This is a genomic window from Nocardia pseudovaccinii (genome assembly GCF_050942345.1).
GTDB classification, from domain to species: Bacteria; Actinomycetota; Actinomycetes; order Mycobacteriales; family Mycobacteriaceae; genus Nocardia; species Nocardia pseudovaccinii.
In genome coordinates this window covers 5616740-5640836 of the sequence record NZ_CP192074.1, presented here as the reverse complement: position 1 = coordinate 5640836, position 24097 = coordinate 5616740, and the positions used below count along the sequence as shown (strand labels likewise).

Annotated in this window: 22 protein-coding genes; 15 read left to right on the top strand and 7 right to left on the bottom strand. The window is 66.7% G+C overall.

Annotated elements, in window-relative coordinates:
- Window positions 1–58 precede the first annotated feature (58 nt).
- On the bottom strand, window positions 59–256 hold the full coding sequence (locus tag ACQPZ2_RS25335) for a hypothetical protein (protein ID WP_387292870.1): 198 nt from the start codon (window positions 254–256) through the stop codon (window positions 59–61).
- A gap of 263 nt (window positions 257–519) precedes the next feature.
- Between ACQPZ2_RS25335 and recC the strand changes: the two genes are divergently transcribed.
- The 9 genes from recC to ACQPZ2_RS25290 all read left to right on the top strand — a co-directional run bounded on the left by recC (window position 520) and on the right by ACQPZ2_RS25290 (window position 12481).
- Entirely contained in the window at window positions 520–3867 is a 3348-nt protein-coding gene (gene recC / locus ACQPZ2_RS25330) for an exodeoxyribonuclease V subunit gamma (RefSeq protein ID WP_433520725.1), read from the top strand.
- Between the two features lie 121 nt (window positions 3868–3988).
- Window positions 3989–7339, top strand: a complete 3351-nt coding sequence (locus ACQPZ2_RS25325; RefSeq protein ID WP_433520724.1) for a UvrD-helicase domain-containing protein — start codon at window positions 3989–3991, stop codon at window positions 7337–7339.
- Complete coding sequence (gene recD, locus ACQPZ2_RS25320) at window positions 7336–9216, top strand: exodeoxyribonuclease V subunit alpha (RefSeq protein WP_433520723.1); 1881 nt, start codon at window positions 7336–7338, stop codon at window positions 9214–9216. The genes ACQPZ2_RS25325 and recD overlap by 4 nt, the downstream gene beginning before the upstream one ends.
- A gap of 49 nt (window positions 9217–9265) precedes the next feature.
- Window positions 9266–9745: an RNA polymerase sigma factor gene (locus ACQPZ2_RS25315; protein ID WP_433520722.1), complete on the top strand. Its 480-nt coding sequence runs from the start codon at window positions 9266–9268 to the stop codon at window positions 9743–9745.
- On the top strand, window positions 9745–10359 hold the full coding sequence (locus tag ACQPZ2_RS25310; RefSeq protein WP_433527520.1) for a methylated-DNA--[protein]-cysteine S-methyltransferase: 615 nt from the start codon (window positions 9745–9747) through the stop codon (window positions 10357–10359). Before ACQPZ2_RS25315 ends, ACQPZ2_RS25310 begins: the two co-directional genes overlap by 1 nt.
- Window positions 10360–10370: 11 nt before the next feature.
- Window positions 10371–11090 (top strand): 2OG-Fe(II) oxygenase, encoded by a 720-nt coding sequence (locus tag ACQPZ2_RS25305; RefSeq protein ID WP_433520721.1) that lies wholly within the window; start codon window positions 10371–10373, stop codon window positions 11088–11090.
- A gap of 1 nt (window position 11091) precedes the next feature.
- Window positions 11092–11346, top strand: coding sequence for an Ada metal-binding domain-containing protein (locus ACQPZ2_RS25300; RefSeq protein WP_433520720.1), 255 nt, complete (start codon window positions 11092–11094; stop codon window positions 11344–11346).
- Between the two features lie 59 nt (window positions 11347–11405).
- Complete coding sequence (locus ACQPZ2_RS25295; protein WP_433520719.1) at window positions 11406–11921, top strand: methylated-DNA--[protein]-cysteine S-methyltransferase; 516 nt, start codon at window positions 11406–11408, stop codon at window positions 11919–11921.
- Between the two features lie 47 nt (window positions 11922–11968).
- Window positions 11969–12481, top strand: a complete 513-nt coding sequence (locus ACQPZ2_RS25290) for a mycothiol transferase (RefSeq protein WP_433520718.1) — start codon at window positions 11969–11971, stop codon at window positions 12479–12481.
- Between the two features lie 59 nt (window positions 12482–12540).
- Here the strand turns inward: ACQPZ2_RS25290 and ACQPZ2_RS25285 are convergent, their stop codons facing one another.
- On the bottom strand, window positions 12541–13068 hold the full coding sequence (locus tag ACQPZ2_RS25285) for a DUF3558 domain-containing protein (protein WP_433520717.1): 528 nt from the start codon (window positions 13066–13068) through the stop codon (window positions 12541–12543).
- Window positions 13065–13520, bottom strand: coding sequence for a hypothetical protein (locus ACQPZ2_RS25280; protein WP_433520716.1), 456 nt, complete (start codon window positions 13518–13520; stop codon window positions 13065–13067). Before ACQPZ2_RS25280 ends, ACQPZ2_RS25285 begins: the two co-directional genes overlap by 4 nt.
- A gap of 131 nt (window positions 13521–13651) precedes the next feature.
- Here ACQPZ2_RS25280 and ACQPZ2_RS25275 point away from each other — a divergent pair, with 131 nt between their 5' ends.
- Window positions 13652–15145, top strand: a complete 1494-nt coding sequence (locus ACQPZ2_RS25275) for a flavin-containing monooxygenase (protein ID WP_433520715.1) — start codon at window positions 13652–13654, stop codon at window positions 15143–15145.
- Between the two features lie 7 nt (window positions 15146–15152).
- Here the strand turns inward: ACQPZ2_RS25275 and ACQPZ2_RS25270 are convergent, their stop codons facing one another.
- Window positions 15153–15827, bottom strand: a complete 675-nt coding sequence (locus ACQPZ2_RS25270) for a TetR/AcrR family transcriptional regulator (protein ID WP_433520714.1) — start codon at window positions 15825–15827, stop codon at window positions 15153–15155.
- A 104-nt stretch (window positions 15828–15931) separates the two neighbouring features.
- On the opposite strand from ACQPZ2_RS25270, the gene ACQPZ2_RS25265 reads away from it, so the two are divergent.
- Window positions 15932–16801, top strand: coding sequence for a metal-dependent hydrolase (locus ACQPZ2_RS25265; protein ID WP_063037298.1), 870 nt, complete (start codon window positions 15932–15934; stop codon window positions 16799–16801).
- Window positions 16798–17868 (top strand): PDR/VanB family oxidoreductase, encoded by a 1071-nt coding sequence (locus ACQPZ2_RS25260; protein ID WP_433520713.1) that lies wholly within the window; start codon window positions 16798–16800, stop codon window positions 17866–17868. The genes ACQPZ2_RS25265 and ACQPZ2_RS25260 overlap by 4 nt, the downstream gene beginning before the upstream one ends.
- Window positions 17869–17870: 2 nt before the next feature.
- On the opposite strand, the gene ACQPZ2_RS25255 is transcribed toward ACQPZ2_RS25260, so the two are convergent.
- The gene (locus tag ACQPZ2_RS25255) at window positions 17871–18566 is read right to left on the bottom strand and encodes a TetR/AcrR family transcriptional regulator (protein ID WP_433520712.1); all 696 of its coding nucleotides are present in this window, start codon (window positions 18564–18566) and stop codon (window positions 17871–17873) included.
- A 163-nt stretch (window positions 18567–18729) separates the two neighbouring features.
- On the opposite strand from ACQPZ2_RS25255, the gene ACQPZ2_RS25250 reads away from it, so the two are divergent.
- Together ACQPZ2_RS25250 and ACQPZ2_RS25245 are read left to right on the top strand one after the other, a co-directional pair.
- The gene (locus tag ACQPZ2_RS25250) at window positions 18730–20301 is read left to right on the top strand and encodes a succinic semialdehyde dehydrogenase (RefSeq protein WP_433520711.1); all 1572 of its coding nucleotides are present in this window, start codon (window positions 18730–18732) and stop codon (window positions 20299–20301) included.
- 42 nt (window positions 20302–20343) lie between these two features.
- Window positions 20344–21174 (top strand): SDR family oxidoreductase, encoded by an 831-nt coding sequence (locus tag ACQPZ2_RS25245; protein WP_433520710.1) that lies wholly within the window; start codon window positions 20344–20346, stop codon window positions 21172–21174.
- Window positions 21175–21269: 95 nt separating this feature from the next.
- Here the strand turns inward: ACQPZ2_RS25245 and ACQPZ2_RS25240 are convergent, their stop codons facing one another.
- On the bottom strand, window positions 21270–22070 hold the full coding sequence (locus ACQPZ2_RS25240) for a putative protein N(5)-glutamine methyltransferase (protein WP_433520709.1): 801 nt from the start codon (window positions 22068–22070) through the stop codon (window positions 21270–21272).
- A 92-nt stretch (window positions 22071–22162) separates the two neighbouring features.
- On the bottom strand, window positions 22163–23035 hold the full coding sequence (locus ACQPZ2_RS25235; RefSeq protein WP_433520708.1) for a YdcF family protein: 873 nt from the start codon (window positions 23033–23035) through the stop codon (window positions 22163–22165).
- Window positions 23036–23241: 206 nt separating this feature from the next.
- Between ACQPZ2_RS25235 and ACQPZ2_RS25230 the strand changes: the two genes are divergently transcribed.
- Window positions 23242–24096, top strand: coding sequence for a bifunctional 5,10-methylenetetrahydrofolate dehydrogenase/5,10-methenyltetrahydrofolate cyclohydrolase (locus tag ACQPZ2_RS25230; RefSeq protein WP_433520707.1), 855 nt, complete (start codon window positions 23242–23244; stop codon window positions 24094–24096).
- The last annotated feature ends 1 nt before the right edge of the window (window position 24097 follow it).

The following is a 24097-nucleotide window of genomic DNA, read 5'->3' as shown; positions in this document are numbered from 1 at the left end:
AGCTCTGCGCGACGCTGTGGTAAGTGGCGTTGCGTGCTTGTACCGCAGCGTCTTTCGCCTAGTGGAATGCGGCGTGCAATTCCTCGACGGTGCGACCGTTGAGGCGGTAGCAGTGGGCGAAGGCCTCGGCATGCTGATCGCGCGGCCAGGAGTGTAGGACAACGGTGCGACCATAGGAGCGCGAGTTGACCAGCTCCCATCTGTCACCGACCCGGCGGACCGTGAACCCGCCTCTCGGCATCAGGGGAATCACCATCGCCATCATGAACGCGAACCAGCCTTTCGTGCAGCTATCCCGTTCCTCCCCGGTTGAGCACTGTTGCACATCGACGCCCGCGATCCGACGTGACACGACGAAGTAAATCGTTCGCGTGTGGCTTATTTCACTCCCGCGGGAATGGGGCCGGGAGGTTGCGTGCTGGTCGCTGGGCGTATAAACGTGCGGAAGCGCCGAGCCGTGCGGATAGGCGACTTGACGCGCAGTGCGGACATACCGGACCAACCGACGAGAGGGCGCAGATGCCGCTGCACATACATCGTGCCGAGCGCGCCGATGCGTTGGCGGAGGCGTTGGCCGCGCTGCTTGCGGATCCGTTGCCGGATGCCTTCGCGGCCGAGGTGGTCGCGGTGCCCGCGAAGGGTGTCGAGCGGTGGTTGACGCAGCGGCTGTCGACGGTGCTCGGCGTGTCCGGTCGCTGCGACGGTGTTGCCGCGAATATCGAATTCCCGTCTCCCGGTGCGTTGGTCGCCGAAATATCGGCGGCGGCGAGTGGCGTGCGGGCAGAGGCGGATCCGTGGGCGTCGGAGCAGGTCGTGTGGACATTGCTGCGGGTGATCGATGCGTCGCTGGGCGAAGCGTGGAGTGCGGTACTCGCGCGACATCTCGGGGTGGGGGAACCCGCCGGACATCGGGTCGGTCGGCGGTATGCGACCGCCGCGCATCTGGCGGCGCTGTTCGACAGTTATGCGGCACAGCGGCCCGGGCTCATAAAGGAGTGGGCGGCGGGTTCGGATACCGACGGTACCGGCCGGGCGGTGCCGGATGATCTGCGATGGCAGCCGGAATTGTGGCGGCGGTTGCGGGCCGAGGTCGGGGTGCCGAGTCCGGCCGAGCGGTTGGACGCGGCCTGTGCGCGGTTGCGGGACGAGCCGGACCTGGTAGATCTGCCTGCGCGTTTGTCGCTGTTCGGGGTGACGCGGCTGCCCAGCGATCAGCTGGCGGTATTGTCCGCGCTGGGGGAGCGGCGGGATGTGCACCTGTGGCTCGCGCATCCGAGTCCGGCGATGTGGACGGAGTTGAGTGGCCTGCCCGCGGCGGTGGCGCGGGCCGATGATGTCAGTGCGACGGTGGTGCGGCATCCGTTGCTGGCGGGGCTCGGCAGGGATGTGCGGGAGCTCCAGCAGCGGCTGGTCGGTGCCGTGGACCGGCACCATGCGGCTGTCGGGTCGAATCAGAATGGCCGTCAGGAAGTTTCGGGTCCGACACTGTTGAGCGCCCTGCAATCCGGGATTCGCGACGATGTGTGGCCGCCCGCACCCGCGGGCTTTCCTGGCCGCACCGTTCAGGTGCATTCGTGTCATGGACCGGCGCGACAGGTCGAGGTGTTGCGCGAATGCCTGCTCGGCTTGTTCGCGGCCGATCACACACTGGAACCGCGTGACGTGTTGATCATGTGTCCCGAGGTGGAGGCCTACGCACCGCTGGTGCGCGCGGCGTTCGGGCAGAAGATGGTGGGATCGGTCGAGTCGGTGGGGGATTCGGCGCATCCCGCGCATCTGCTGCGGGTGCGGCTCGCCGATCGAGGGCGCGGGGTGACCAACCCGATGCTCGCGGTGATCGAGGTACTGCTCGAGCTCGCCGACGGACGGGTGACGGTGACGCAGGTCCTGGATCTCGCGGCGTCCGAAACCGTCCGTCGCCGTTGCGGTTTCGACGACGACGATATCGAGCGGTTGCGCGAATGGGCGGCCGAATCCGGCGCGCGCTGGGGCATCGGGCAGCGCCAGCGACAGGCATTCGGGCTGGCCGACTTCGCGCAGAACACGCTCAACAGCGCGGTGGACCGCATCCTGCTCGGTGTCACCGCGGACGAATCTTCTGAGGACTGGCTGGATCTCGCGCTGCCGCTCGACGATGTGGACAGCAATGATGTGGATCTGGCCGGCCGGTTCGCGGAATTCATCGACCGGCTCGCGGTCTGCCTGCGCGACCTGCGCGGACCCCGTCCGGCGCACGAGTGGGCGGCGGTGCTCGGCCGCTGCCTCGAACTGCTCACCGATGTCCCCGACAGTCAGGCGTGGGTGCGCACCGAGGCCCGCCGCGAGCTGGCCGCCGCCACCGACCATGCGGGTGATGTGCCGTTGCGGTTGGCGGATGTCGGTGTGCTGCTGTCGAGTCGGCTCGCGGCACGACCGACCAGGGCGAATTTCCGGACCGGCGAACTGACGGTGTGCACGATGGTGCCGATGCGTTCGGTGCCGCATCGAGTGGTGGTGTTGCTCGGTCTCGATGACGAGATCTTCCCGCGCACCAGCGGCGTGGCCGGCGACGATGTGCTCGCACGCAATCCGCTACTGGGCGAACGGGATGCGCGCAGCGAGGATCGCCAGCTCCTGCTGGATGCGGTGCTCGCCGCCACGGAGCAGTTGCTGATCTTCCACACCGGCGCCGACCCGGTGACCGGTGCGCATCGCCCGCCCGCCATCCCGGTCGCCGAGCTGCTCGACGCATTGCGCGCGCACGTCGGCGCGGCAGGTATGGACGCGGTGGTGACCCGACATCCGTTGCAGGGCTTCGACCGTCGCAATTTCGCGGCCGAGCGCCCGTTCAGCTTCGATACCGTCGCCCTCGCCGGAGCGCAGGCCGCCGGACAACCCGCGCAGCCGCGTCCCGTATTCCTGCCCGAACCGCTGCCAGCACTCGAACTCGCGGATGTCGCACTGGCCGACTTGATTTCGTTCGTCGAGCACCCGGTGCGGGCATTCCTGTGGCAGCGCCTCGGGCTGCGCGTTCCCGAACACGACGACGACATTGCCGACCGGCTGCCCATCGAACTCGACGGCCTCGCGAAATGGGAGCTGGGCGAACGACTGCTGTCCGCGCGGCTCACCGGTGCGGATCCATCGACGCTGCGCGCGGCGGAGTGGCGGCGCGGAACACTGCCGCCGTTCGGTTTCGGTGGTGCGGTGCTCGACGAGGTCGAATCGACGGTGGACAAGCTGGTGCGGGCGGCGCTGCCGGACTACGAGGGGGCGCCGCGCGCGGTCGATATCGCCGTGGATCTCGGCAACGGCCGTCGGCTCACCGGCACTGTGCCCGAGGTGCGCGGTGAATCCTTGGTCCGCACCACATTCTCTCGGCTCGCCCCGAAACACCGCATTGCCGCTTGGGTTTCGTTGCTGGCATTGGCTGTCACGGAGGACCGCTCATGGCGGGCGGTCACCACTGGTCGCGGCCAATTCGGCCGTCCCGCATGGCGTTCCGAAATCATGGCACCGGAACCACCTGCCGCGCTGGCGATCCTGCGCGAACTGGTGCGGCTGCGTGACGCAGGTCTGACCGAACCGCTCCCGATCGCCCCGTCCGCTACTGCGGTTTACGCCGAACGTCGCTTCCGCGGCTCGAACGCCGACGAAGCGGTGAGCGCCGCCGAACGCGAATTCAACGGCGGGCCCAACGGTCCCGGGCCGTTCGGCGACCACACCGACCGTCACCTGCGCTACATCTGGGGGCCTGCCCCTCGCCTGGAACACCTCATGGCCGCACCCGCGCCCGCTGGCGAGCCCGGCGAAACCACCCGCTTCGGGTCCCTGGCTCGTCGCATGTGGGCACCGCTGTTGGCCGCCGAGAATCAGGGCCAGCCATGAGTCGGCGTACCCGTCGAATGGGACGGCACCTCGTTCGGCGCGCCTCCCGGATACGGGCGGGCGTCGGGTGGACGGTGGATGCGAGCACCGGATTTGCCAGGCACGGAAAGGGGCGGCGGGGATGACCATCGAGGACACCGCCTTCGCAGCGTCCTCGCTGGACGCCGACCGATTCGATCCCAGCGGGCCGCTGCCGACCGCAACCACCGTGCTCGAGGCGAGCGCCGGTACCGGAAAGACACATGCGATCGTCGGGTTGGCGGTGCGGTATGTCGCCGAGATCGGGATCGATATTTCGCAGCTGCTGTTGGTGACGTTCAGTCGGGCCGCTACCCAGGAACTGCGGGAACGGACGCGGGACCGGTTCGTCGCGGTGGCGGCGGCACTGGCCGATCCGGAGACCGCTCGGGCCCATGCCGATGAGCTGATTCGGCTACTGGCGCAGGCGGATTCGGCCGAGGTACTGCTGCGGCGGCGTCGATTGCTTACCGCGCTTTCGGATTTCGATGCCGGGACCATCGCGACGACCCACAGTTTCTGCCAGCGCATGCTCGATGAGCTCGGGTTGGCGGGCGAACACGATCCCGGGTCGCGCTTGGTCGAGACGATCGATGATCTGATCGGCACGGTCGCCGATGACCTGTACCTGAATCGGTATGCCCGTGCGGAGCCGCCGTTTTCGCTGAAGGAGGCGCATACACTCGCGCTGGCGGCGGTGCAGGATCGCCACGCCGTACTGGTGCCGAAGGGCGATGGCCTTGCGGGGGAGCGGGTCGCCTTCGCCGCCGCGGTGCGCGCGGAAACCGAGCGCCGCAAACGTCTCGCCGGACTGCGCGACTTCGACGATCTGCTGGTGCTGCTGCACGATGTGCTCGCCGATCCGGCGCACGGGCCGCGGGCCTGTCGCCGTATCCGTGACCGGTATCGGGTCGCCCTGGTCGACGAATTCCAGGACACCGATCCGCTGCAGTGGGACATCTTGCGGCTGGCGTTTCACGGGCATTCGACCCTGGTGCTCGTCGGCGATCCGAAGCAGGCCATCTACGCGTTCCGCGGCGCGGAGGTGCTCAGCTATATCGATGCCGTCGCACACGCCGATACTCGCAAGGAGCTCACCGACAACTGGCGCAGTGATGCGGGTCTGCTCGCCGCATTGGATCATCTGCAGGGCGGTGCGGCATTGGGGCACCGGGAGATCACGGTCTATCCGGTCACCGCGACCCGCGGCTGGTCGCGACTGTCCGGACCCGAGGAACTGACGACGCCGCTGCGGATGCGGTGTCTGCCGCGCACCGGTGCGGGCCCGTTGAACAAATCGGGATTTCCGGCGGTCGGGCGCATGCGGGCGAAGGTCGCCGATGATCTCGCGGCGGATATCGTGCGACTGCTCGAGTCCGGTGCGCGGTTCGAGGCGAAGACCGGGCCTCGGCCGATCGGTCCCGGCGATATCGCGGTACTGGTGCGGACTCGATCGCAAATCGACGTGGTGCGAACCGCTTTGGACCGGGTCGGGGTCGCCTCCGTACTCGCGGGTGGCACCAGCGTCTTCGCCACCAGCAGTGCGACGGACTGGCTCTGGCTGTTGCGCGCGCTCGAACAGCCCCATCGCTCGGACCGTGTCCGCCTTGCCGCCCGCACACCACTGCTCGGCGTGACCGCGGTCGAAATCGACAGCGGCGGTGCGGATCTGGTCGGTCGTATCTCTGCTCAACTGCGGGAGGCGGCCCGGCTGTTCGCGCGTGCGGGTTTCGCCGCGGTCTTCGAAAAGATCTCCGCCGAAGCGAATCTGGCTCAGCGACTGCTCTCGGTCGAGAACGGCGAACGCGAGCTGACCGATCTGCGGCATATCGCGCAGCTGCTGGATCAGGTCTCGCTGAGCGAAGGTCTCGGACTCACCGCGCTGACCCGCTGGCTCGCCGACCGCGTGCGCGATCCCGCCTCCGGATCGGTCGCCGACCGCAGCCGTCGCCTCGATCGCGATGCCGCGGCCGTGCAGATCGCCACCGTGCACGCCAGCAAGGGACTCGAATTTCCCATCGTCTACCTGCCTTTCGCGTGGGACAACGCGAAGAACCCGTACCCGCAGACCCTGCTGTTCCACACCGACGACGGCGCCCGTGTACTCGATGTCGGCGGCCAGGACGCGTCCGGTTACGGCGAGCGCAAGCTGCGCAGTGAAACCGAGGAGGCGGGTGAGGAACTGCGCCTGCTGTACGTCGCACTCACCCGCGCGATGTGTCAGATCGTCGCCTGGTGGGCACCCGCGATCACCACGGCCAATGCGCCGCTGCATCGGATGGTCCTCGGCCGCCCGGATGGCGGAGATCTCGTGCCGAGTAAAGCGGCGGTGCCCGCGGATGCCGTTGCGGTGTCGATGCTTTCGGCCTGGGCCGCCGGTGCGCCGGAGGCCATTTCGGTGGAAGGCGTCGAGCACACCGATACGGTCGAGATCCGCCGCGTGCGCAGCGAGCTCCCGACCGGAGCCGTCGCCGCTGCGCACTTCGCCCGCAGCATGGACCTGCAGTGGCGTCGCACTTCCTATTCGGCACTGACGGCAGGTGCGCACGATGCCGCCATCCCCGAGGCCGAACCCGAGGACGACCGCGGCCCGTCCGACGAACCCGGCGCGCCCCTGCTCGCCGAAACCGAACCCCCGATCGCCGATGCGGCCCCGTCCCTGATGAACGCGCTGCCCTACGGCGCCGAATTCGGCACCCTGGTGCACGGTGTGCTCGAGCGAATCGATACCGACGCACCGGATCTTCCCACCGAGGTGCATACCCGCTGCCGTGCGGCGACTGAAGAGCTGATGGCCGAAGCCGATCCGGTGGTACTCGGCAACGCTCTGCTCGCCGTGCTGCACACCCCGCTCGGATTCGGTTGTCTCGCCGACATTTCCACCCGCGACCGGCTCAACGAACTCGACTTCGAGCTCCCGCTCGCCGGTGGTGACCTTCCGGGTGCGCAGACGGTCACCTTGCGCCGGATCGCCGATCTGCTGCGGACCCATCTCCCGGCCGACGATTCCTTGTCCAGCTATGCCGACCAACTCGCGTCCCTGGACGACACCCCGCTGCGAGGCTACCTCACCGGCAGTATCGACGCGGTGCTGCGCATCACCGAAACCACGGGCACGCAACCACGATTCGTCATCGTCGACTACAAAACCAACCGCCTCGGCACCGGCGATCTCACTGTCGACCATTACACCCACGACCGCATGGCCGCCGAAATGCTGCGCTCGCACTACCCGCTGCAGGCCCTGCTCTACGCGGTCGCCCTGCACCGCTATCTGCGGTGGCGGCTGCCCGGTTACGATCCGACGCGCCATCTCGGTGGTGCCCGCTACCTTTTCGTCCGCGGCATGATCGGTTCCGAAACTCCGTCGGGCTGTGGTGTTTTCGACTGGAATCCACCGGCCGCGCTGATCGTCGCCCTGTCCGATCTACTGGCGGGGGAGGCTGCCCGATGACGTCGATCCAGTTGGCGCAGCGAGGAACCGGGCTGCTGCGCACGTTCAACGAAGCCGGTGTGCTCTCCGCCGCCGACGTGCACGTCGCTCTTCGATTGGGCCGGATGGGCCGGGAAACCTCGGAAGAGGTGCTGTTCGCGGCTGCGCTCGCGGTGCGGGCAGTGCGTTCGGGTTCGGTCTGTCTGGAACTTCAGCGGATGCGCGAAATCGGCGTCGATGCCGACGAAACCTGGGATGCGGGTGCGGGTATCGATCCGGCGACGCTGCCGTGGCCGGATATCGACGCGGTTGTCGCCGCACTGCGGGTCAGTCCATTGGTGTGTGGGGGACCGGCTGGTCCGCTACAGCCGTTGCGGCTGGTCACGGGGCCATTGCTCTATCTGGATCGCTATTACCAGCAGGAACAGACGATCCGCCGCGTGCTCACCGAGCGCTCCGGACACCATCCGAAGGTGGATCCGGCCATCGTGCGGCGCGAACTCGACCGGCTCTTCGACGCCCCGGTCGGTGCGGCCCCGGACCGTCAGCGGATCGCCGCCGCACTCGCCGCGACGCACTGGACCACGGTGGTGGCGGGCGGGCCGGGTACCGGCAAGACCCACACCATCGCCCGCATCCTGGCCCTGCTCGACGCGCATCAGCAGGCGCATCCGAAGTTGCCCACACTGCGCATCGCCATGGCCGCGCCCACCGGCAAGGCGGCCGCGCGACTGCAGGAAGCCGTGCGCGAACAGGCTGAATCGCTCGCGCTACCGGAGCTGACCGCCGCCACCCTGCACCGTCTGCTCGGTTGGCAGCGTGGCCGGGCGACCCGGTTCCGGTACCACGAATTCAACCGATTGCCCTACGACGTGATCGTGGTCGACGAAACCTCCATGGTGTCGCTGACCATGATGAGCAGCCTGCTGGCCGCGCTGCGCCCGGATACCCGGCTCGTGCTCGTCGGCGATCCCGATCAGCTCGCCTCTGTCGACGCGGGTGCCGTCCTCGCGGATCTCGTCGCCGGACCCGTTGTCGGCGAACCGAATCCGGTTCTCGAACAGGTCCTCGGTGCGGAATCCATTGCGACCGAGGGCAATCCGGAGGCGCTGACCGATCTCGAGCGAACGCGGCTGCGCGGCGGCATCGTCCGGCTGACCCGTGGCCGCCGCTTCGGCGGCAAGATCGCCGAACTCGCCGTCGCGGTCCGCGCGGGTGACGCCGAGACCGCACTCGCACTGCTGCGGGCGGGCGGCGAAGAACTCTCGCTCTGTACCCCCGAGGACACCGCATCCGTCCGCGCCGACGTGGTGCGCGCCGCCCGCGAGGTCACCGCGTCCGCCCTCGACGGCGATGCCGCGGCCGCGCTGACCGCCCTCGAATCCCACCGCCTGCTGTGCGCACACCGCCAAGGTCCCTTCGGCGTCGAACGCTGGGACCGGATGGCCGGTGAATGGGCTGCGGCGGGCGGCGCGGGGCCGGACTCGCATCAGGCGCCGTGGTACCCGGGCCAACCCCTGCTTGTCACCGCCAACGACCACGAGGCGCGCGTCTACAACGGCGATACCGGTGTCATCGTGCGCATGCCCGACGGTTCATTGCGTGCGGCCCTGCAGCGCGGCAGCGAACCCTACCTGGTGCATCCGACCCAATTTCCGGCCGTGGTCACCGTCTTCGCCATGACCATCCACCGCAGCCAGGGCAGCCAGTACGACACCGTCTCGGTTGTCTTGCCCGAACCCGAATCCACCCTGCTCACCAGGGAACTGCTGTACACGGCCATCACTCGGGCCCGCCGCCACGTGCGCATCATCGGTACCGACGACTCGATCCGCGCCGCCATCGACCGCCGCGTCCTGCGTGCCAGCGGCCTGTCGCGCACCCCGGAGTCGCAGTGAGCCTGACCTGGGAATCTCACGTTTTCCGCGTCCCCGACGTCTACCCAGCGTGAGATTGCCTCCGTTCGAGGAAGTGGTGGCCGAATACGGCCCGATGGTGCTGCGCGTGTGCCGGGCCGTGCTCGGTCCGACGGATGCGGCCGATGCCTGGTCGGAGACCTTTCTGTCGGCCCTGCGGGCCTATCCGGACCTCGACCCGAAGACGAATATCGAGGCATGGCTGGTCACCATCGCGCACCGGCGCGCGATCGATGTGGGGCGCGCACTGACCCGCGCACCCGTTCCCGCCGAAACGCTGCCCGAACGCACGGCACCCGATGCCGATCCGGCCGATTACGACCCCGATCTGTGGCACGCACTCGCGTCGCTGCCGACCAAGCAGCGCCAAGCGGTGGCCTACCACTACCTGGCGGGTCTACCGCACGCCGAAATCGCTCAGCTGCTGGGCAATTCGACCGATGCCGCCCGTCGCGCCGCCGCCGACGGACTCAAAACATTGCGCAAGCTCTACCCGAAGGATCGAACATGATGGCCACTATCGACCGGGATCCGGACGGCCTCTTCGACGGCCTGAACCCGAACTCCGCCGAGATCCTGTCCCGATTGCGTCGACGGCTGGCCGCCGACGCCCAGACCGCGGGCCTGCTCGACGTCGCCTACCGCACGCTGGACACCCCCGTCGGCATCTTGCTGCTCGCGGCCACCCCTGCGGGCCTGGTGCGGGTCGCGTACCCCAACGAGAACCACGACACCGTGCTCGCCGCACTCGCCGAGCGCATCAGCCCGCGCGTCCTGGCCGCCCCGGCGCGTCTGGATACCGCGGCACGCGAGATCGACGAGTACTTCGCCGGTGCGCGAACACAATTCGATCTGCCACTCGATCTGCGTTTGACCGCCGGATTCCGCCGCCAGGTGATCGAGCACCTCAGCGATATCGGCTACGGGCATCGCGAGAGCTACGCCGATGTCGCTGCGGCCGTCGGCAATCCGCATGCGGTTCGCGCGGTCGGCTCGGCCTGTGCGCACAACCCGCTGCCGGTGGTCATCCCGTGCCACCGCGTGGTGCGTAGCGACGGTTCGATCGGCCAGTACGTCGGCGGCGTGACCGCCAAGACCACCCTGCTCACGCTCGAAGCGGCGTGAAAGGAGACGCAATGAAAACCCTTGCCGCACTGGAAGAACGAGTCGAAGCGCAGCAGTGGCACGATCTGACCGAGGAGATCGACGCCTACGGCTGCGCCCAGACCGGCCCGCTGCTGAGCCCGGACGAGTGCGCCGAATTCGCCGCCATGTGGGAGGATCCGGGCCGCTTCCGGTCAACGATCGATATGGCCCGCTATCGATTCGGCCAGGGCACCTACCGGTACTTCGCCGATCCGGTCCCCGCACCGATCATGCGGCTGCGCAGGGCTTTCTACCGCAAATTACTGCCCATCGCCCGCGCGTGGGCCGACCGACTCGGCGACCCTACGCCATGGCCCGACGATTTCGACGATTGGCTCGACGCCTGCCATGCCGCAGGGCAGACAAAGCCGACGCCAATTCTGTTGCGCTACACCGAAGGTGACTGGAACGCGCTGCACCGTGATCTCTACGGCGAGCTCGTCTTCCCGCTGCAAGTCGTGATCGGCCTGGACCGCCCCGGCATCGACCACACCGGCGGGGAATTCCTCCTGGTCGAACAACGCCCGCGCGCGCAATCCAAGCCGACGGTCACCATCTTGGAACAGGGCAACGCACTCGTCTTCACCACCCGAGATCGGCCGACCCCATCGTCGCGCGGTTGGTCCCGCGCTCCGATTCGCCACGGCGTCAGTCGAATTCGCAGCGGTCACCGACACACCCTGGGCTTGGTTCTGCACGACGCCGAATGAGATGTACCTCCTGACCGATGCCGACGGCCGCCCGTATCCCAGCCCCACCCCGGGCCGGTACGGCGGTCACCGGCGCGGGAAGCTGTACGGCCGCCTGGACTGCCCGTCGGCCTTGCGAGCCTTGGCGCGCGGCCACTACCGCGCCCACCGTGTCTTCTTCGCCGGCGAACAAACCGCCATCGCCGCCGGTTATCGACCGTGCGCAGTCTGCTTGCCCGCCGCATACGCGGCATGGAAAGCCGAATCCGGCAGGTGATCTCACGTTTCGGCGCCGGGCAGCGTCTACCTGATGAAGGCTCGATAGAGAGGACCGACATGATCTCCGATACCGCCATCGCACGACTGGTGTACGGCTCGACACTGGGCAATCTGCTGATCGAAGCGAACCAGACCGGTATCACCCTGGTTGCGTTCACCGATGAGCTGCCGACCGAATCGACCGGCGAAAATTCCACGGCGCGTGAGCATCTGGAGACCGCCGCAGACCAAATCGACGAATACCTCACCGGCGAACGTCAGCAATTCACAGTCTCGATGGACCTGACGGATATGAGCGCGTTCGATCGAGAGGTCTTGCGGACGCTCGAGGCGACCACGGGATACGGCCGGACAACCACCTACGGTGCCCTGACCCGGCAATTGGGCCGCACTCCCGCCGACGCCCGCAAGATCGGCGGCGCGCTGGCTCGCAACCGCCTGCTGATCCTGCTCCCCTGCCACCGTGTGCTCGGGGCCGATGGATCCCTGACCGGTTACGCGGGCGGGCTACCTGCCAAACGGGCCCTGCTCGACCTCGAATCGGCCGACCTCCTGCTGCCGCTGGGCGGATGACGGCGCGATCGGGAATATCGGCGGCGACTCTGTGCTTGCATGAGGTCATGACGAGCGCTGAGTTGTTGGTCGATGCCTTCGGGCGGGTGCGGGAGAATGTGCACGGCGCGGTCGAGGGGCTCGGGCAGGACGAGCTGGCGGCGCAGATCGATCCGGACGCCAACTCCATCGCCTGGCTGATCTGGCATCTGACCCGGGTGCAGGACGACCACGTCGCGGACGTGGCGGGACTGGAACAGGTGTGGACGGCGGCGGGCTGGGCCAAACGGTTCGACCTGCCGTTCGCCGATGAGGCGACCGGCTACGGGCACCGCGACGGGGAGGTCGCCGAACTCGGCGGGATTTCCGCCGAGCTGCTGTTGGGTTACTACGACGCGGTGCACACGCAGACGATCGACTACGTAACCGGACTCACCGATGCCGACCTGCCCCGCATCGTCGACACCCGCTGGGATCCGCCGGTCACCCTGGGTGTGCGGCTGATCAGCGTCGTGGACGACGATATCCAGCACGCCGGCCAGGCCGCCTTCATTCGCGGAGTTCTGCTGCGCCGCAGGTAGCCGGACGTCAGCCGCCTCCGGGGAGGAGCGGGACGACGGCTTGGGCGATTTCGGTGACGTTATCGCAGGGGGAGAGTTTGCGGGGGGTGGAGGCCGCGGGGGTCGTCTACGAGGATGTAGAGGGAGCCGGATTTCATATCGATATTGATGGTGCAGCCGCCGGGGACGTCGGGACGGGCCTCGTAGCGTAGGGCCTTGCGGCCGTCGATGGTGAGTTCGGTTGCGGCGGGGAATTTTTCGCGAACCTGGGGGAGGGTTCCGTTGGTCGTCTGGACACGGAATGTGTATGTGCTCTGCGCGACGTAGAGGCAGCCCTTCCACTGGAAGTTGCCCGTCGAATCCTGCTTGGGTGTGGGGGTGCGGGCGTTCCATTGGTGTTCGGAGAGGAACTGGGACGTCAGCGCGGTGCAGGGATCGAATGCGGCGTTCGATGTGCTGGACGGCATGGCCGAGGTACCGGACGTGGCAGGTGCGGCGGACGTCGAGATCGACGTGGAATTGCTTCCGCCGCCGCATGCCGCGAGGACGACGGCGGCAGCCGTGATCAGCAGCGCCGTCTTCGGCGAGCGCTCGGCGCGGATCCTCATACGCGGATCTGCCGTATACGGCGGGCGAAGTCTTCATCGGTGCGCTCATAGGCGTCGCAGATGGTCTTGAACAGGGTCTGGATTTCCGTGGCGACCGCGATGTAGTCGCCGATTGTGTCGTAAGCGTTGTTCGGGCCGCCGAATGCCTTCTCCTTGAACAATTTCACCAGCTCGATGGCCGAGGTCAGGCGCGGGTTGTTCTCACCGAGCCCCCAGTTCGACCGCTCGCCGAGTGCACGCGCGTCGTTCTGGACCGACGACAGGTCGATGATCAAGTTCTGGCAGGCCGCGTCGATATCAAGAAACGCCTGCGGTTCCATCCGCACCTTCAGCGCCCCGGTCTTCGCATCCTCGATATACCCGCCGAACGCGCTGTCAACAGCCATAGCGGTCGCCCCTTCGACTAGTCCCGTCTGATCATAGAGACGCACCCGCCGACCAAACGGTTCCATCGAAAACACAGGTCCCCGAAACCGGGAGTTTTCGGCGCCTCCGGCGTCACGATCCTCGACCGAACCGCAACGGATAGGCTGAGGGTGAAGTCGGTGCGAATCGCACCGCCGAATATCGGAGGACGAGATCGATGAGGATCGCTGGTGAGCATGTCGATGTGCTCATTGTCGGTGCCGGACTGTCCGGCATAGGCGCGGCGTATCACCTGCGGCGGGCTTTCCCGGAGCAGAGCTTCACGATTCTGGAGAGCCGCGACGCGATCGGCGGCACCTGGGACCTGTTCCGCTATCCGGGAATTCGCTCCGATTCCGATATGTACACCCTCGGCTACCGCTTCCGTCCGTGGTTGGGGGAGTATTCGATCGCCGATGGCGCGGACATTCTCGACTATGTGCGCGCCACGGCCGCCGAGAGCGGGATCGACCGCCGTATCCGCTTCCACCATCGGGTCGTCGGCGCTGAATGGTCGTCGCGGGAAAACCGGTGGACGGTGCGCGCCGAACGCACCGATACCGGCGAAACCGTCACTCTCACAGCCGGATTCCTGTTCTGCTGCTCCGGTTACTACCGCTATGACGAGGGCTACACCCCGGAATTCGCGGGTACCGAGCGTTTCGCCGGGCCGATCATCCACCCGCAGCACTGGCCGCACGATCTGGATGTCGCGGGCAAGCGCGTGGTGCTGATCGGCAGCGGCGCGACCGCGGTCACGCTGGGACCGGCACTGACCGACCAGGGCGCGCACGTGACGATGTTGCAACGCTCACCGAGTTACATCATCTCCGCACCCGCCCGCGACGACCTCGCCGTCAAGGCGCGCAAATTCCTGCCGACCCGCGCCGCCTACGCGGTGGCCAGGGCCGAAAATGTAGCGCTGGCAACCGCGATTTACCAACTGAGCCAACGGTATCCGCAATACATGCGCAAGCGGATCAAGGGCTGGCAGCAGCGCTGGCTGCCCGAGGGCTACGACATCGATACCCATTTCACCCCGACCTACAATCCCTGGGATCAGCGACTGTGCTTGGCCCCCAATGGTGATTTCTTCCGCGCGATCCGCAAGGGTCGATTGGATATCGTGACCGATAAGGTCGAGACATTCACCGAGACGGGCCTTGCCCTCGCTTCCGGCGCGACCCTCGATGCCGACATCGTGATCACCGCAACGGGTTTGAATCTGCTCGCCTTCGGCGGCATCGAACTCGCCGTCGACGGACAGCAGGTGCACCTCGCGGAACACATGGCCTACAAGGCCATGATGCTGTCGGATGTGCCGAATTTCGCGTACATCATCGGATATACCAACGCCTCCTGGACGCTGAAGGCGGATCTGGTGTGCGAGTATGTCGTTCGGCTGCTACGCCACATGTACCGCAACGGATACGATCGCTGCACACCTGTGCGCGATCCGTCCGTCGGCGCGGCGTCGCTATTCCTGAATTTCAATCCGGGTTATGTCCAGCGCGCCGCCAGCCAATTCCCGATCCAGGGCACCAAGGCGCCGTGGCGGCTACGCATGAATTACCTACGCGATCTGGTCACGCTGCGCCACGGCAAGATCACCGATCGCGCGATGGTGTTCGAACGGTCGCGGGACCGGGATCCGGTATCCACACAGGGCTGACGGCGGGTCAGTGCGCCTCCGGCGGCTCGGCCGACCGCGCGGACGCGATATTGCGCAACACGCTGGTCGCGTGGTCGTCGAATCGTTCGCGTGGAATATCGATGGTGCCGTCCAGCCACGGGCGGTACATATACGCCATGGCGCCGAAAATGGCGTTCGAGTTGAGGCTGTTCTCGTACTGATCCGGTGGGGTCTGCGGTCCGTCGTCACCCAATCCGATCGTGAGCGCGATCGGCGCGGTGAACAATTCGATGAGCTCATTGCCTCGGTCGCCGAGTACCCGGGTGGCCTGCGATTCCACGAACATGATCTGGCCGCGGCGGCGATCCTCGACCAGGTAATCGGTGAATGCCGAAATAGCATGGCGAAATAGTTTCTGCGGTTCGGGTGGGGCGGTGGCAAGCGCAGCGAGCAGGCGTTCCTGCGCGCCGAGGACGACCGCTTCCAATGCCGCGGTGAGCAGTTTGTCCAGATTGGGGAAGCTCTCGTAGAAGTAGCGCTCGGTGAGTCCGGCCTGCCTGCAGACCCCGCGCATGGAGATGTCGGAGGCTCCGATCGTGGCCATCAACTCGATGGCGGCCTCGACGAGCTGTTCGCGGCGCGCGGCGATTCGGTCGGCCGGGGGCGTGCCGCGCCAGCGGCGCATCCCCGGTATCGATCCATCGGAAACGGCGTCGTTCATGGCCCGATCCTCCCATAGTCGGGAAGTTGACATCATGTGATGTTGACAGCATTTGATGTCGGCAATACATTGATCGTCCAGGGACCAGACGTGAGGACCATCAGATGGGCACTGCTTACGCCGATCAGGCTCATGCCATCAACGCGCGGGACGTCAGCTTCGATTTCGATTCGGTGCCGATGCACTACATCCCCGGCGAAGTCATGGCCACCCACATCATCAATGTGATGCACCTGGTGCTCCCCGAAGGCGAGCGGGCCATGGCGCAGGCGCTGGCCGAGGCCTTACCGCTGATCGATGATGAGCGATTGCGGGAAGAGGTCCGCGGCTTCATCGGTCAGGAGACGATGCACGCCGGTTCCCACGAAAAGGCCCGTCACCAGTTGGAACGCCTCGGGCTCGAGGTCGGGCCGATGGTGGATCGCGTCGCCTGGCTGATCGATCGGCTGCTCGGCGACCACGGGCTGTCCGGCCGGGCCAAACGCGAATGGCTGTGCGAGCGGCTGGCCCTGTTCGCGGGGATGGAGCACTACACCGCCGTCATCGGCGAATGGCTGCTCACCAATGACAAATTGGCGGCCAAGGGGATGCATCCGGCAATGCTGGATCTCGTCCGCTGGCACGGCGCCGAGGAGGTCGAACATCGCAGCGTGGTCTATGACGCATACATGCATCTCGACGGCGGCTATGCCCGCAAAGCGCGTCAGGCGTTGATCGCGAGTTCGGGATTGCTCGCGCTGTTCGTGATTTCGAGTGCCTACCTCTTCCAGCAGGACCCATCGCCGAATAAGGGCCGATGGTGGCCACTACAGATGGCCAGCGCCTCGCTGCGCGGTGTGGTCCCGAACTTCACCACCTTCTTGACCGAGATTCCGCGGTACCTGCGGCCGGGATTCCATCCCTCCCAACTCGGTCCGATGGATAACGCACTGCGCTACCTCGCGCAGTCGCCGGCGGCACGGGCAAACGCATGACTGCCGTGGAGGAGCAGTTCCGGCCGGGAGCAGGGCTGCGGATGATCGCGTCGGCGGTGGACTCCTACAAACGGGTATTCACCGAAGGGAAAGCGGCGCAGCTGCTTTCGCGGCCACAGCCGGTGCGGCGCACCGGCTACGATTTCGAGCTGGCGATCTTGGGAATCGAGGCCGAGGCCGACGAGGTGGTCAGCCTGACCCTGTGCGATCCAGGCGGTGCGGACCTGCCCGCCTGGACGCCTGGCGCCCATATCGATGTATTCCTGCCCTCGGGTCGGCAGCGGCAGTATTCGCTGAACAGCGACCCGGAAGATCGCAGCTGCTACCGAATCGCGGTGCGGTACATCGCCGATGGCGATGGTGGTTCCCGCGAGATCCACGAGCAACTGCGCGTCGGCGACCGACTGTGGGTGCGGGGCCCGCGCAATGCGTTCCCGCTCATCGACGCACCGGAGTATTTCTTCGTGGCGGGCGGTATCGGGATCACGCCGATTCTGCCGATGGTCACCGCCGCCGAACGCGCCGGAATACCGTGGCGGCTCATGTATTTCGGACGCTCTCGGGCGCGGATGCCGTTCCTGTACGAGCTTGCCCACTTCACCGGCGGTGATGTGGTGGTCCGACCCGATGACGAGTTCGGGGTGCCGGATCCGCGGATGATCTTCGAACAGACGCCGACCGGTGCCGCGGTGTACGTCTGTGGACCACCGGCATTGGCGGAAGCCGCGCGCAGGGTGTTGCTGTTGCACGATCCGACGGCCTCGCTGCATACCGAGCGCTTTTCGGCGGTACCGGTCAGCGACGGCGCGCCGTTCCGTATTCGATTGCGCCGCAGTGGAACCGAGGTCGATGTCGCTGCCGATGAGTCCGCGCTGAGCGCGATCCGGCGGGCGGTGCCCGGTGTCGCGTATTCGTGTCAGCAGGGTTTCTGCGGGACGTGCCGGGCGAGTGTGCTGGCCGGTGAGGTCGAGCACCGGGACCGGGCGCTACTGCCCGGCGATCGCAACAGTGCGATGCTCACCTGCGTATCGCGTTCTCGCGGTGGCGAACTCGAACTCGATCTGTAGATTCACTCCGCGGCCGGGAAGATACCCGGCAGTGTCATGGCGTATTCGAGATCGGCGCGGGTACCGAGTGTGGTGAGCAGCACGCGGATCATGGTGAGCCGTCCGGCGGCAACGGTTTCCGCGTCCGGCTCGGCGCCGGGCGCGGTACCCGCCGAAATGCGATAGACCACGTACTCGCAAACATGCAGGGCCGCATCGAGATCCAGCGGCGAAGGGACCGGGCGGCCCAATTCGGTGAACGTTTCGCGCACCAGCGCGCGGATATCGTCCAATGCCCGTTCGCGATAGGCCGATACCGGTGAGGCCGGATCGTGCAGTTCGGCGAACAGTGGACGCAGCATCGCACCGTGGCCGCGGGCCCAGCCGAGGTAGGCATCGATGAGACGAATGCCGAGTTCGACGGGCTCGTCGGGACCGGTCAGTGCCGTGCGGATGCCCTCGACGAGGCCGTCGTTGGATGCCTCCAGTACGACGTGCAGCGGTTCGGTGGCATTGCCGAAATAGCGGTAGAAGGTGGGTCGGGCCAGTTCGGCCTGTTCGATGATCTGGGCGACGTTGAGTCCGCGCGAACCGCCGCGGGTAAATACCGCCGCGGTGGCGAGCACGATGCGGGCGCGGACCTCCTCGGCCTGCTCCTGGGTCTGCGGTGGTCGGCCCCGGCGGGCCGCGCCATTCGTCTGGGAAGTGTCAGTGGACATGGTGATGCCTCACAACTCGAAGCCTTGCCCGTCTGTGTGCCACACCCGACAGCTTGACACGAGGTGCGGCACGAGCATTAATCTAACACTAGTGTTCAGGAAATAGCCGAACCGGCTTGCCGCCTCGTCCAGCACAGGCGCCCGACCCAGGAGAGGGCCGACAATGACGACCGCCCGCCAGCTGACCGAACCGACGGCCCTGCCCGCGGCCCTGGTGCGACCCCTGCTAGATCGTGCGGTCGCGGGCGGTGCCCCCGCGGTCGAGGTCTTCGCACCCGCGACCGGGTGCAAGATCGCCGACCTGCCGCAGTCCTCGACCGGCGATATCGAGACCGCCTTCGCGACCGCGCGCACCGCGCAGCGGGAATGGGCGCGGTGCTCGGTCCGCGAGCGGGCCGCGGTGCTGCGGAAGTTCCACGACATCGTGCTGGCCGAACAGGACACCATCCTCGATATCGTGCAGACCGAGACCGGCAAGTCCCGGGCGCATGCCTTCGACGAGGTCGGGGATGTGGCGGTCAATGCCAGGTACTACGCGTCGGTCGCGAACAAGCTGTTGGCCACCCGCAAGCCGCGTGGTGTGCTGCCGGTATTGACCCAGGTCGATGTGCGGCATCGGCCCAAGGGCGTGGTCGCGGTGATCTCGCCCTGGAACTATCCGCTGGCGCTGGCCGTCTCCGACGCCCTGCCCGCATTGGTCGCTGGGAATGCCGTGGTCGCGCGGCCGGACAACCAGACCGCACTGACCGCCCTGTGGGCCATCGATGCCGCCGAGCGCGCCGGGCTGCCGCGCGGCCTATGGCAGGCGGTGCTCGGCCGTGGTTCGGTGATCGGCGGTGAGGTGATCGCGCGCGCCGATTTTGTCGACTACACCGGGTCCAGCGCGACCGGCCGGACCATCGCGCAGCAGGCCGGGGAGCGGCTGATCGGCTATTCGCTCGAACTCGGCGGCAAGAACCCGCTGCTGGTGCTCGCCGATGCGGATATCTCCAGGGCGGCCAAGATCGCGATTCGGGCCTGCTTCGCGTCGGCGGGGCAGCTGTGCGAGTCGATGGAGCGAATCTATGTGCACGACAAGGTCTATGACCAATTCGTCGGCGAATTCATCGAGCATGTGCGGGCTATCGAATTGGGCGGTGCGCTCGATTACGCCAGTGATATGGGGTCTTTGACGTTCCAGCGCCAATTGGACACCGTCAGTGCGCATGTCGACGATGCCGTCGCGAAGGGTGCGAAGGTGCTTGCGGGCGGTAAGGCGCGTCCCGATCTCGGACCCTACTTCTACGAGCCGACCGTACTGACCGGGGTGCGGCCCGGGATGACGGTGTATCGCGAGGAGACCTTCGGGCCGGTGGTGTCGATCTATCGGGTCGGTAGCGACGACGAGGCCGTCGAACAGGCCAATGACACCGCATACGGGCTCAATGCGAGTGTCTGGACCAAGGATGTCGATCGAGGTCGTCAGGTAGCCGCGCGCATCAATGCGGGTTCGGTGAATGTGAACGAGGGCTTCATCGCGGCCTGGGGCAGTGCGGACGCGCCATCGGGCGGGCTCGGCATTTCGGGTACCGGGCGTCGGCACGGTCCAGAGGGCTTGTTGAAGTACATCGACACCCAGACGATCGCGGTGCAGCGGATGCTCCCGATCGCACCGCTGCCCGGCATGTCCGAGGAACTGTGGGCGAAGACCATGACGCTGTATTTCGGCGTCATGAAGGCGCTGCGCCAAAAGTAATTGCGCCAAAGCTATTTCACGACGAAATCAAGATGAGGACGAATGAAACTGGACACGGTAGCCGATAAGAAGGTCCTGGTCACGGGCGCGGCAATGGGCCTGGGCAAGCTGTTCGCCGAGCGTGCGGTGCGTGAGGGCGCGGCCGCGGTGGTGCTGTGGGATATCAACGAATCCGCGCTGAAGGAGACCGCGGTCGAGTTGTCCGGTCGCGGCGTCGCCATCCATCACTATGTGGTCGACGTGTCCGCACAGGACGCCATCGGCGAGGCCGCGGCGGCGGTGCGCGCCGACGTCGGCGATATCGACGTCCTGATCAACAATGCGGGCATCGTCCGCGGCAACAGTTACTTCTGGGAGACCACCGATCGCGCCGACATCGATAAGACGATGGCGATCAATTCCCTTGCGCCGATGTACATCACGCTCGAATTCCTGCCCGCGATGGTGCGCGGCACGGGTACGGCGCGGGTCATGACCATCGCGTCCTCGGCGGGTCTGGTTTCCAATCCGCGCATGAGCGTGTACGCGGCCTCGAAGTGGGCGGCGCTGGGCTGGTCGGATTCGGTGCGCATCGAACTGGAACAGGCGGGCCACGACCATGTGCGGATCACCACCGTCTGTCCGACCTACATCAATACCGGAATGTTCAATGGTGCAAAGGGTTTCCTGTTCACGCCGATTCTCGAACAGGACGATGTCGTCGATACCTCATGGCGGGAAATGAAGGCGGGCACGCCGCTGGTGATCCTGCCGTGGACATCCCGGCTCAACAAGGCGATCTCCGGTCTGCTGCCGATCAAACTGCGCGATCTGTTCCTGAATTCGGTCGGCGTGTACCACTCGATGGATGAGTTCACCGGTCACAAGAAGTAGCGGCCTCAGAACGTCGTGGTGAGCCGCGCAGCGCCGGATCCGGTTGACCGGACAGCAGCCATGCCGTTTTCATCGGCGTCGGGTGGTGATCTGAATCATGCGTCCGGTTTTGTGCCGATGACGACGGTGGAGTACAGCTCGCCGGATTCGGCGACGCGGCCGGTGAAGCCGTGCGCGGCGAGGACGGTGATCGAGGGCCGCGCCTGGGCTTCGGTGGATTCGACCAGCAGGTGGCCACCCGGCGCGAGCCAGGTACGGGCAGCGGCGACGACGCGGCGGAAGATATCCAGGCCATCGGGTCCGCCGTCGAGGGCGGTGCGCGGTTCGTAATCGCGTGCCTCCGGCGGCATCTTGGCGATCATCTCGGATGGTACGTACGGGGTGTTGGCGAGCAGGATATTGATTCGGCCACACAATTCACGCGGGAGCGGCTCGAAAAGGTCGCCTGCGTAGACGGGCGCGCCGATCGGGGTGAGGTTGCGGCGGGCGCATTCGACCGCCGCGGGTTCGATATCGGTGGCGGCGAGTTCTATCGGGCGGCCTTCGGTGGCAAGTGTGTGTGCCAGCGCAAGACCCAATGCGCCTGAGCCGCAACATATATCGACGACGACAGGGTGCGCGGGCATGGCGCGGGCGAGTTCGGCGGCCTCGTCGACGAGGAAGGCGGTGCGCTGGCGCGGTACGAAGACGCCCGGCGCGACCGCGACGCGGATGCCATGGAATTCGGTCCAGCCCAGTAGGTATTCCAGCGGTGTTCCGGAAACCCGTTGTGCGACCAAGTCGCTGAGATCGGCACCGGTCTCCGCCGCCGCGGCGATGAGCAACCGCGCCTCGTCCTCGGCGAATACACAGCCGGCCGCGCGCAGCTGCGCGACCACATCTCCGGTTGGTGTCATCGGGATATCGTGCCGTGTGGACGGGGTGCGGTGGGTCTGAGCGTGCACATTGCGCGAATTATGTCACTTCAGCACGCTCAGACCCGTCGCGCTCAGCGTGCGGTGGCGAGCTGGAACGTCCGTGTCGCGTCCAGGTAGATGCCGCGCTGCGCCTGCCTGCTGGGCGGCGGCAACTGCGATACCAGTTGCTCGAGTGAGGTGGTCGCCCCGACCACCCGAGTGCCCGCGACAATGAAATCGGCGACCGCGCGCCGGATGTGGTTCGGCGAGGTCACCACGACCGCGCTGTTCGCGCCGACATCGCGCAGCATCTCGGTGCTGAACAATGCGTTCTGCACCGTCGATCCGGCTCGGCTCTCGACATTGATCCGCGATGCGGGCAGCCCGTTGCCGACCAGCCAGGCCCGCATGGCCTCGGCCTCGGTGATCCCGTTCTGCGGGTTTCCGCCGGTGACGACGATCGGTGAAAGTGGCGAGGCGACCGCCTGCAACCACGCCGCGGTCAGCCGGTTGACCAGTTCGGGGCGCAGCGAACCGTCCGGGAGCAGGCCGTAGCCGAGCACCACGATTCCGGTCTGCGGTCCGACGATCGCGGGCAGCGGATTCGGCAGGGTGGCGACCGCAGCGCCGATCGCACCGAGCACATTATTGGTGCCCTGGGCCATTGCCGGGTCGACGGCATTGAGGCGGACCAGTGCATCGGCCATGGCGGGCAAATCATTGGCGTAATGCGACCAGATCGCCTGCAGCGAAAGGGCCTCGGCATCGGCCGGGTCGGCGGCGATCAGCTGTCGGAGTTCGGCGCGGCCTGCGGCGTCGTCGCCGTCGGTGAAGGCGCGCTGGGCGGAGTTGTAGAGGGCGTCGTTTTCCGGCGCAGCGACGGCGGGTGCGCCGGATAGTCCGGTGATGGTCGCGGCCGCGAACGCGGTCGCGACCCATAGTTTCCAATGCCTCGAGATCTTCACTACAGTCGACACCTTTCCACGCGTGAAACGGGGCTTCCGGTAGGTGAGCTGACAGTTAGCCATTGGTAAGCACAACAACGATACGACTGGTAACGGCCATAATCGGGTAATTGCCAGGCGTTGTTTCCGGCATCCGGGTAAACCGGGAGGCGCGCGGGGTGCCCGCCGCGACCGGCCGTGCGGTGCAGCCGATAAGGTGTGACAACGTGGATACCGTTTCGCTGTCCGGCAAGGAACTCGCCGCCGCCATCAACGCCGACACCAAGCAGCGCGCCGCCGCGCTCACCGCGAGCGGAACCGCGCCGCGCCTGGCCCTGATCGTGGCCAATGACGATCCCGCCAGCGCGTGGTACGTGAATTCGCTGCGCAAGGCCGCCGAACGTCTCGGAATCGCCTGCGACACCATCGAACTCGGCGCCGACGCGAGCATCGAGCGGATCCGCGGCGAACTCACCGCCCGCAGCGCGGACACCGCCGTCGACGCGATCATGCTGCAGACCCCGCTGCCCGCCGGTGTCACCCTCGACGATGTCAGCTCCGCCATCGCCGCAAGCAAGGACGTCGACGGCGTCAGCCCGCTCTCACTCGGCCTGCTCGCCTCCGGCCTGGACGGCTTCGTGCCCGCCACCTCCGAGGCCGTCGTCGAACTACTGAAGCATCACGAAATCCCGCTCGCCGGACGGCATGTCGCCGTCGTCGGCCGCTCCAATATCGTCGGCAAGCCCCTCGCTCAACTCCTGCTCGCCGAAAACGCCACCGTCACCATCTGCCATTCCCGCACCACCGACCTCCCCGCCGTCACCTCCGCCGCCGATATCGTGGTAGCCGCCGCCGGCCGCATCGGCTTGGTCACCGGCAAACACATTCGCGAGGGCGCCACCGTCATCGACGTGGGCACCAACGAAGCCCCCGACGGCAAAATCGTCGGCGACGTAGCCGCGGAAACCGTCCGCGGCAAAGCCGCCGCCCTCAGCCCCGTCCCCGGCGGCATCGGCCCCGTAACCACCGCCCTCCTCATGCGCCACGTAGTAACCGCGGCCGAAAACACCCACCCCGCCTGAG

Coding starts and splice junctions, on each gene's coding strand:
- ACQPZ2_RS25335 (WP_387292870.1), bottom strand. CDS start 256: ATGGTGATTCCCCTGATGCCGAGAGGCGGGTTCACGGTCCGCCGGGTC.
- recC (WP_433520725.1), top strand. CDS start 520: ATGCCGCTGCACATACATCGTGCCGAGCGCGCCGATGCGTTGGCGGAG.
- ACQPZ2_RS25325 (WP_433520724.1), top strand. CDS start 3,989: ATGACCATCGAGGACACCGCCTTCGCAGCGTCCTCGCTGGACGCCGAC.
- recD (WP_433520723.1), top strand. CDS start 7,336: ATGACGTCGATCCAGTTGGCGCAGCGAGGAACCGGGCTGCTGCGCACG.
- ACQPZ2_RS25310 (WP_433527520.1), top strand. CDS start 9,745: ATGGCCACTATCGACCGGGATCCGGACGGCCTCTTCGACGGCCTGAAC.
- ACQPZ2_RS25305 (WP_433520721.1), top strand. CDS start 10,371: ATGAAAACCCTTGCCGCACTGGAAGAACGAGTCGAAGCGCAGCAGTGG.
- ACQPZ2_RS25300 (WP_433520720.1), top strand. CDS start 11,092: ATGTACCTCCTGACCGATGCCGACGGCCGCCCGTATCCCAGCCCCACC.
- ACQPZ2_RS25295 (WP_433520719.1), top strand. CDS start 11,406: ATGATCTCCGATACCGCCATCGCACGACTGGTGTACGGCTCGACACTG.
- ACQPZ2_RS25290 (WP_433520718.1), top strand. CDS start 11,969: ATGACGAGCGCTGAGTTGTTGGTCGATGCCTTCGGGCGGGTGCGGGAG.
- ACQPZ2_RS25285 (WP_433520717.1), bottom strand. CDS start 13,068: ATGAGGATCCGCGCCGAGCGCTCGCCGAAGACGGCGCTGCTGATCACG.
- ACQPZ2_RS25280 (WP_433520716.1), bottom strand. CDS start 13,520: ATGGAACCGTTTGGTCGGCGGGTGCGTCTCTATGATCAGACGGGACTA.
- ACQPZ2_RS25275 (WP_433520715.1), top strand. CDS start 13,652: ATGAGGATCGCTGGTGAGCATGTCGATGTGCTCATTGTCGGTGCCGGA.
- ACQPZ2_RS25270 (WP_433520714.1), bottom strand. CDS start 15,827: ATGAACGACGCCGTTTCCGATGGATCGATACCGGGGATGCGCCGCTGG.
- ACQPZ2_RS25265 (WP_063037298.1), top strand. CDS start 15,932: ATGGGCACTGCTTACGCCGATCAGGCTCATGCCATCAACGCGCGGGAC.
- ACQPZ2_RS25260 (WP_433520713.1), top strand. CDS start 16,798: ATGACTGCCGTGGAGGAGCAGTTCCGGCCGGGAGCAGGGCTGCGGATG.
- ACQPZ2_RS25255 (WP_433520712.1), bottom strand. CDS start 18,566: ATGTCCACTGACACTTCCCAGACGAATGGCGCGGCCCGCCGGGGCCGA.
- ACQPZ2_RS25250 (WP_433520711.1), top strand. CDS start 18,730: ATGACGACCGCCCGCCAGCTGACCGAACCGACGGCCCTGCCCGCGGCC.
- ACQPZ2_RS25245 (WP_433520710.1), top strand. CDS start 20,344: ATGAAACTGGACACGGTAGCCGATAAGAAGGTCCTGGTCACGGGCGCG.
- ACQPZ2_RS25240 (WP_433520709.1), bottom strand. CDS start 22,070: ATGACACCAACCGGAGATGTGGTCGCGCAGCTGCGCGCGGCCGGCTGT.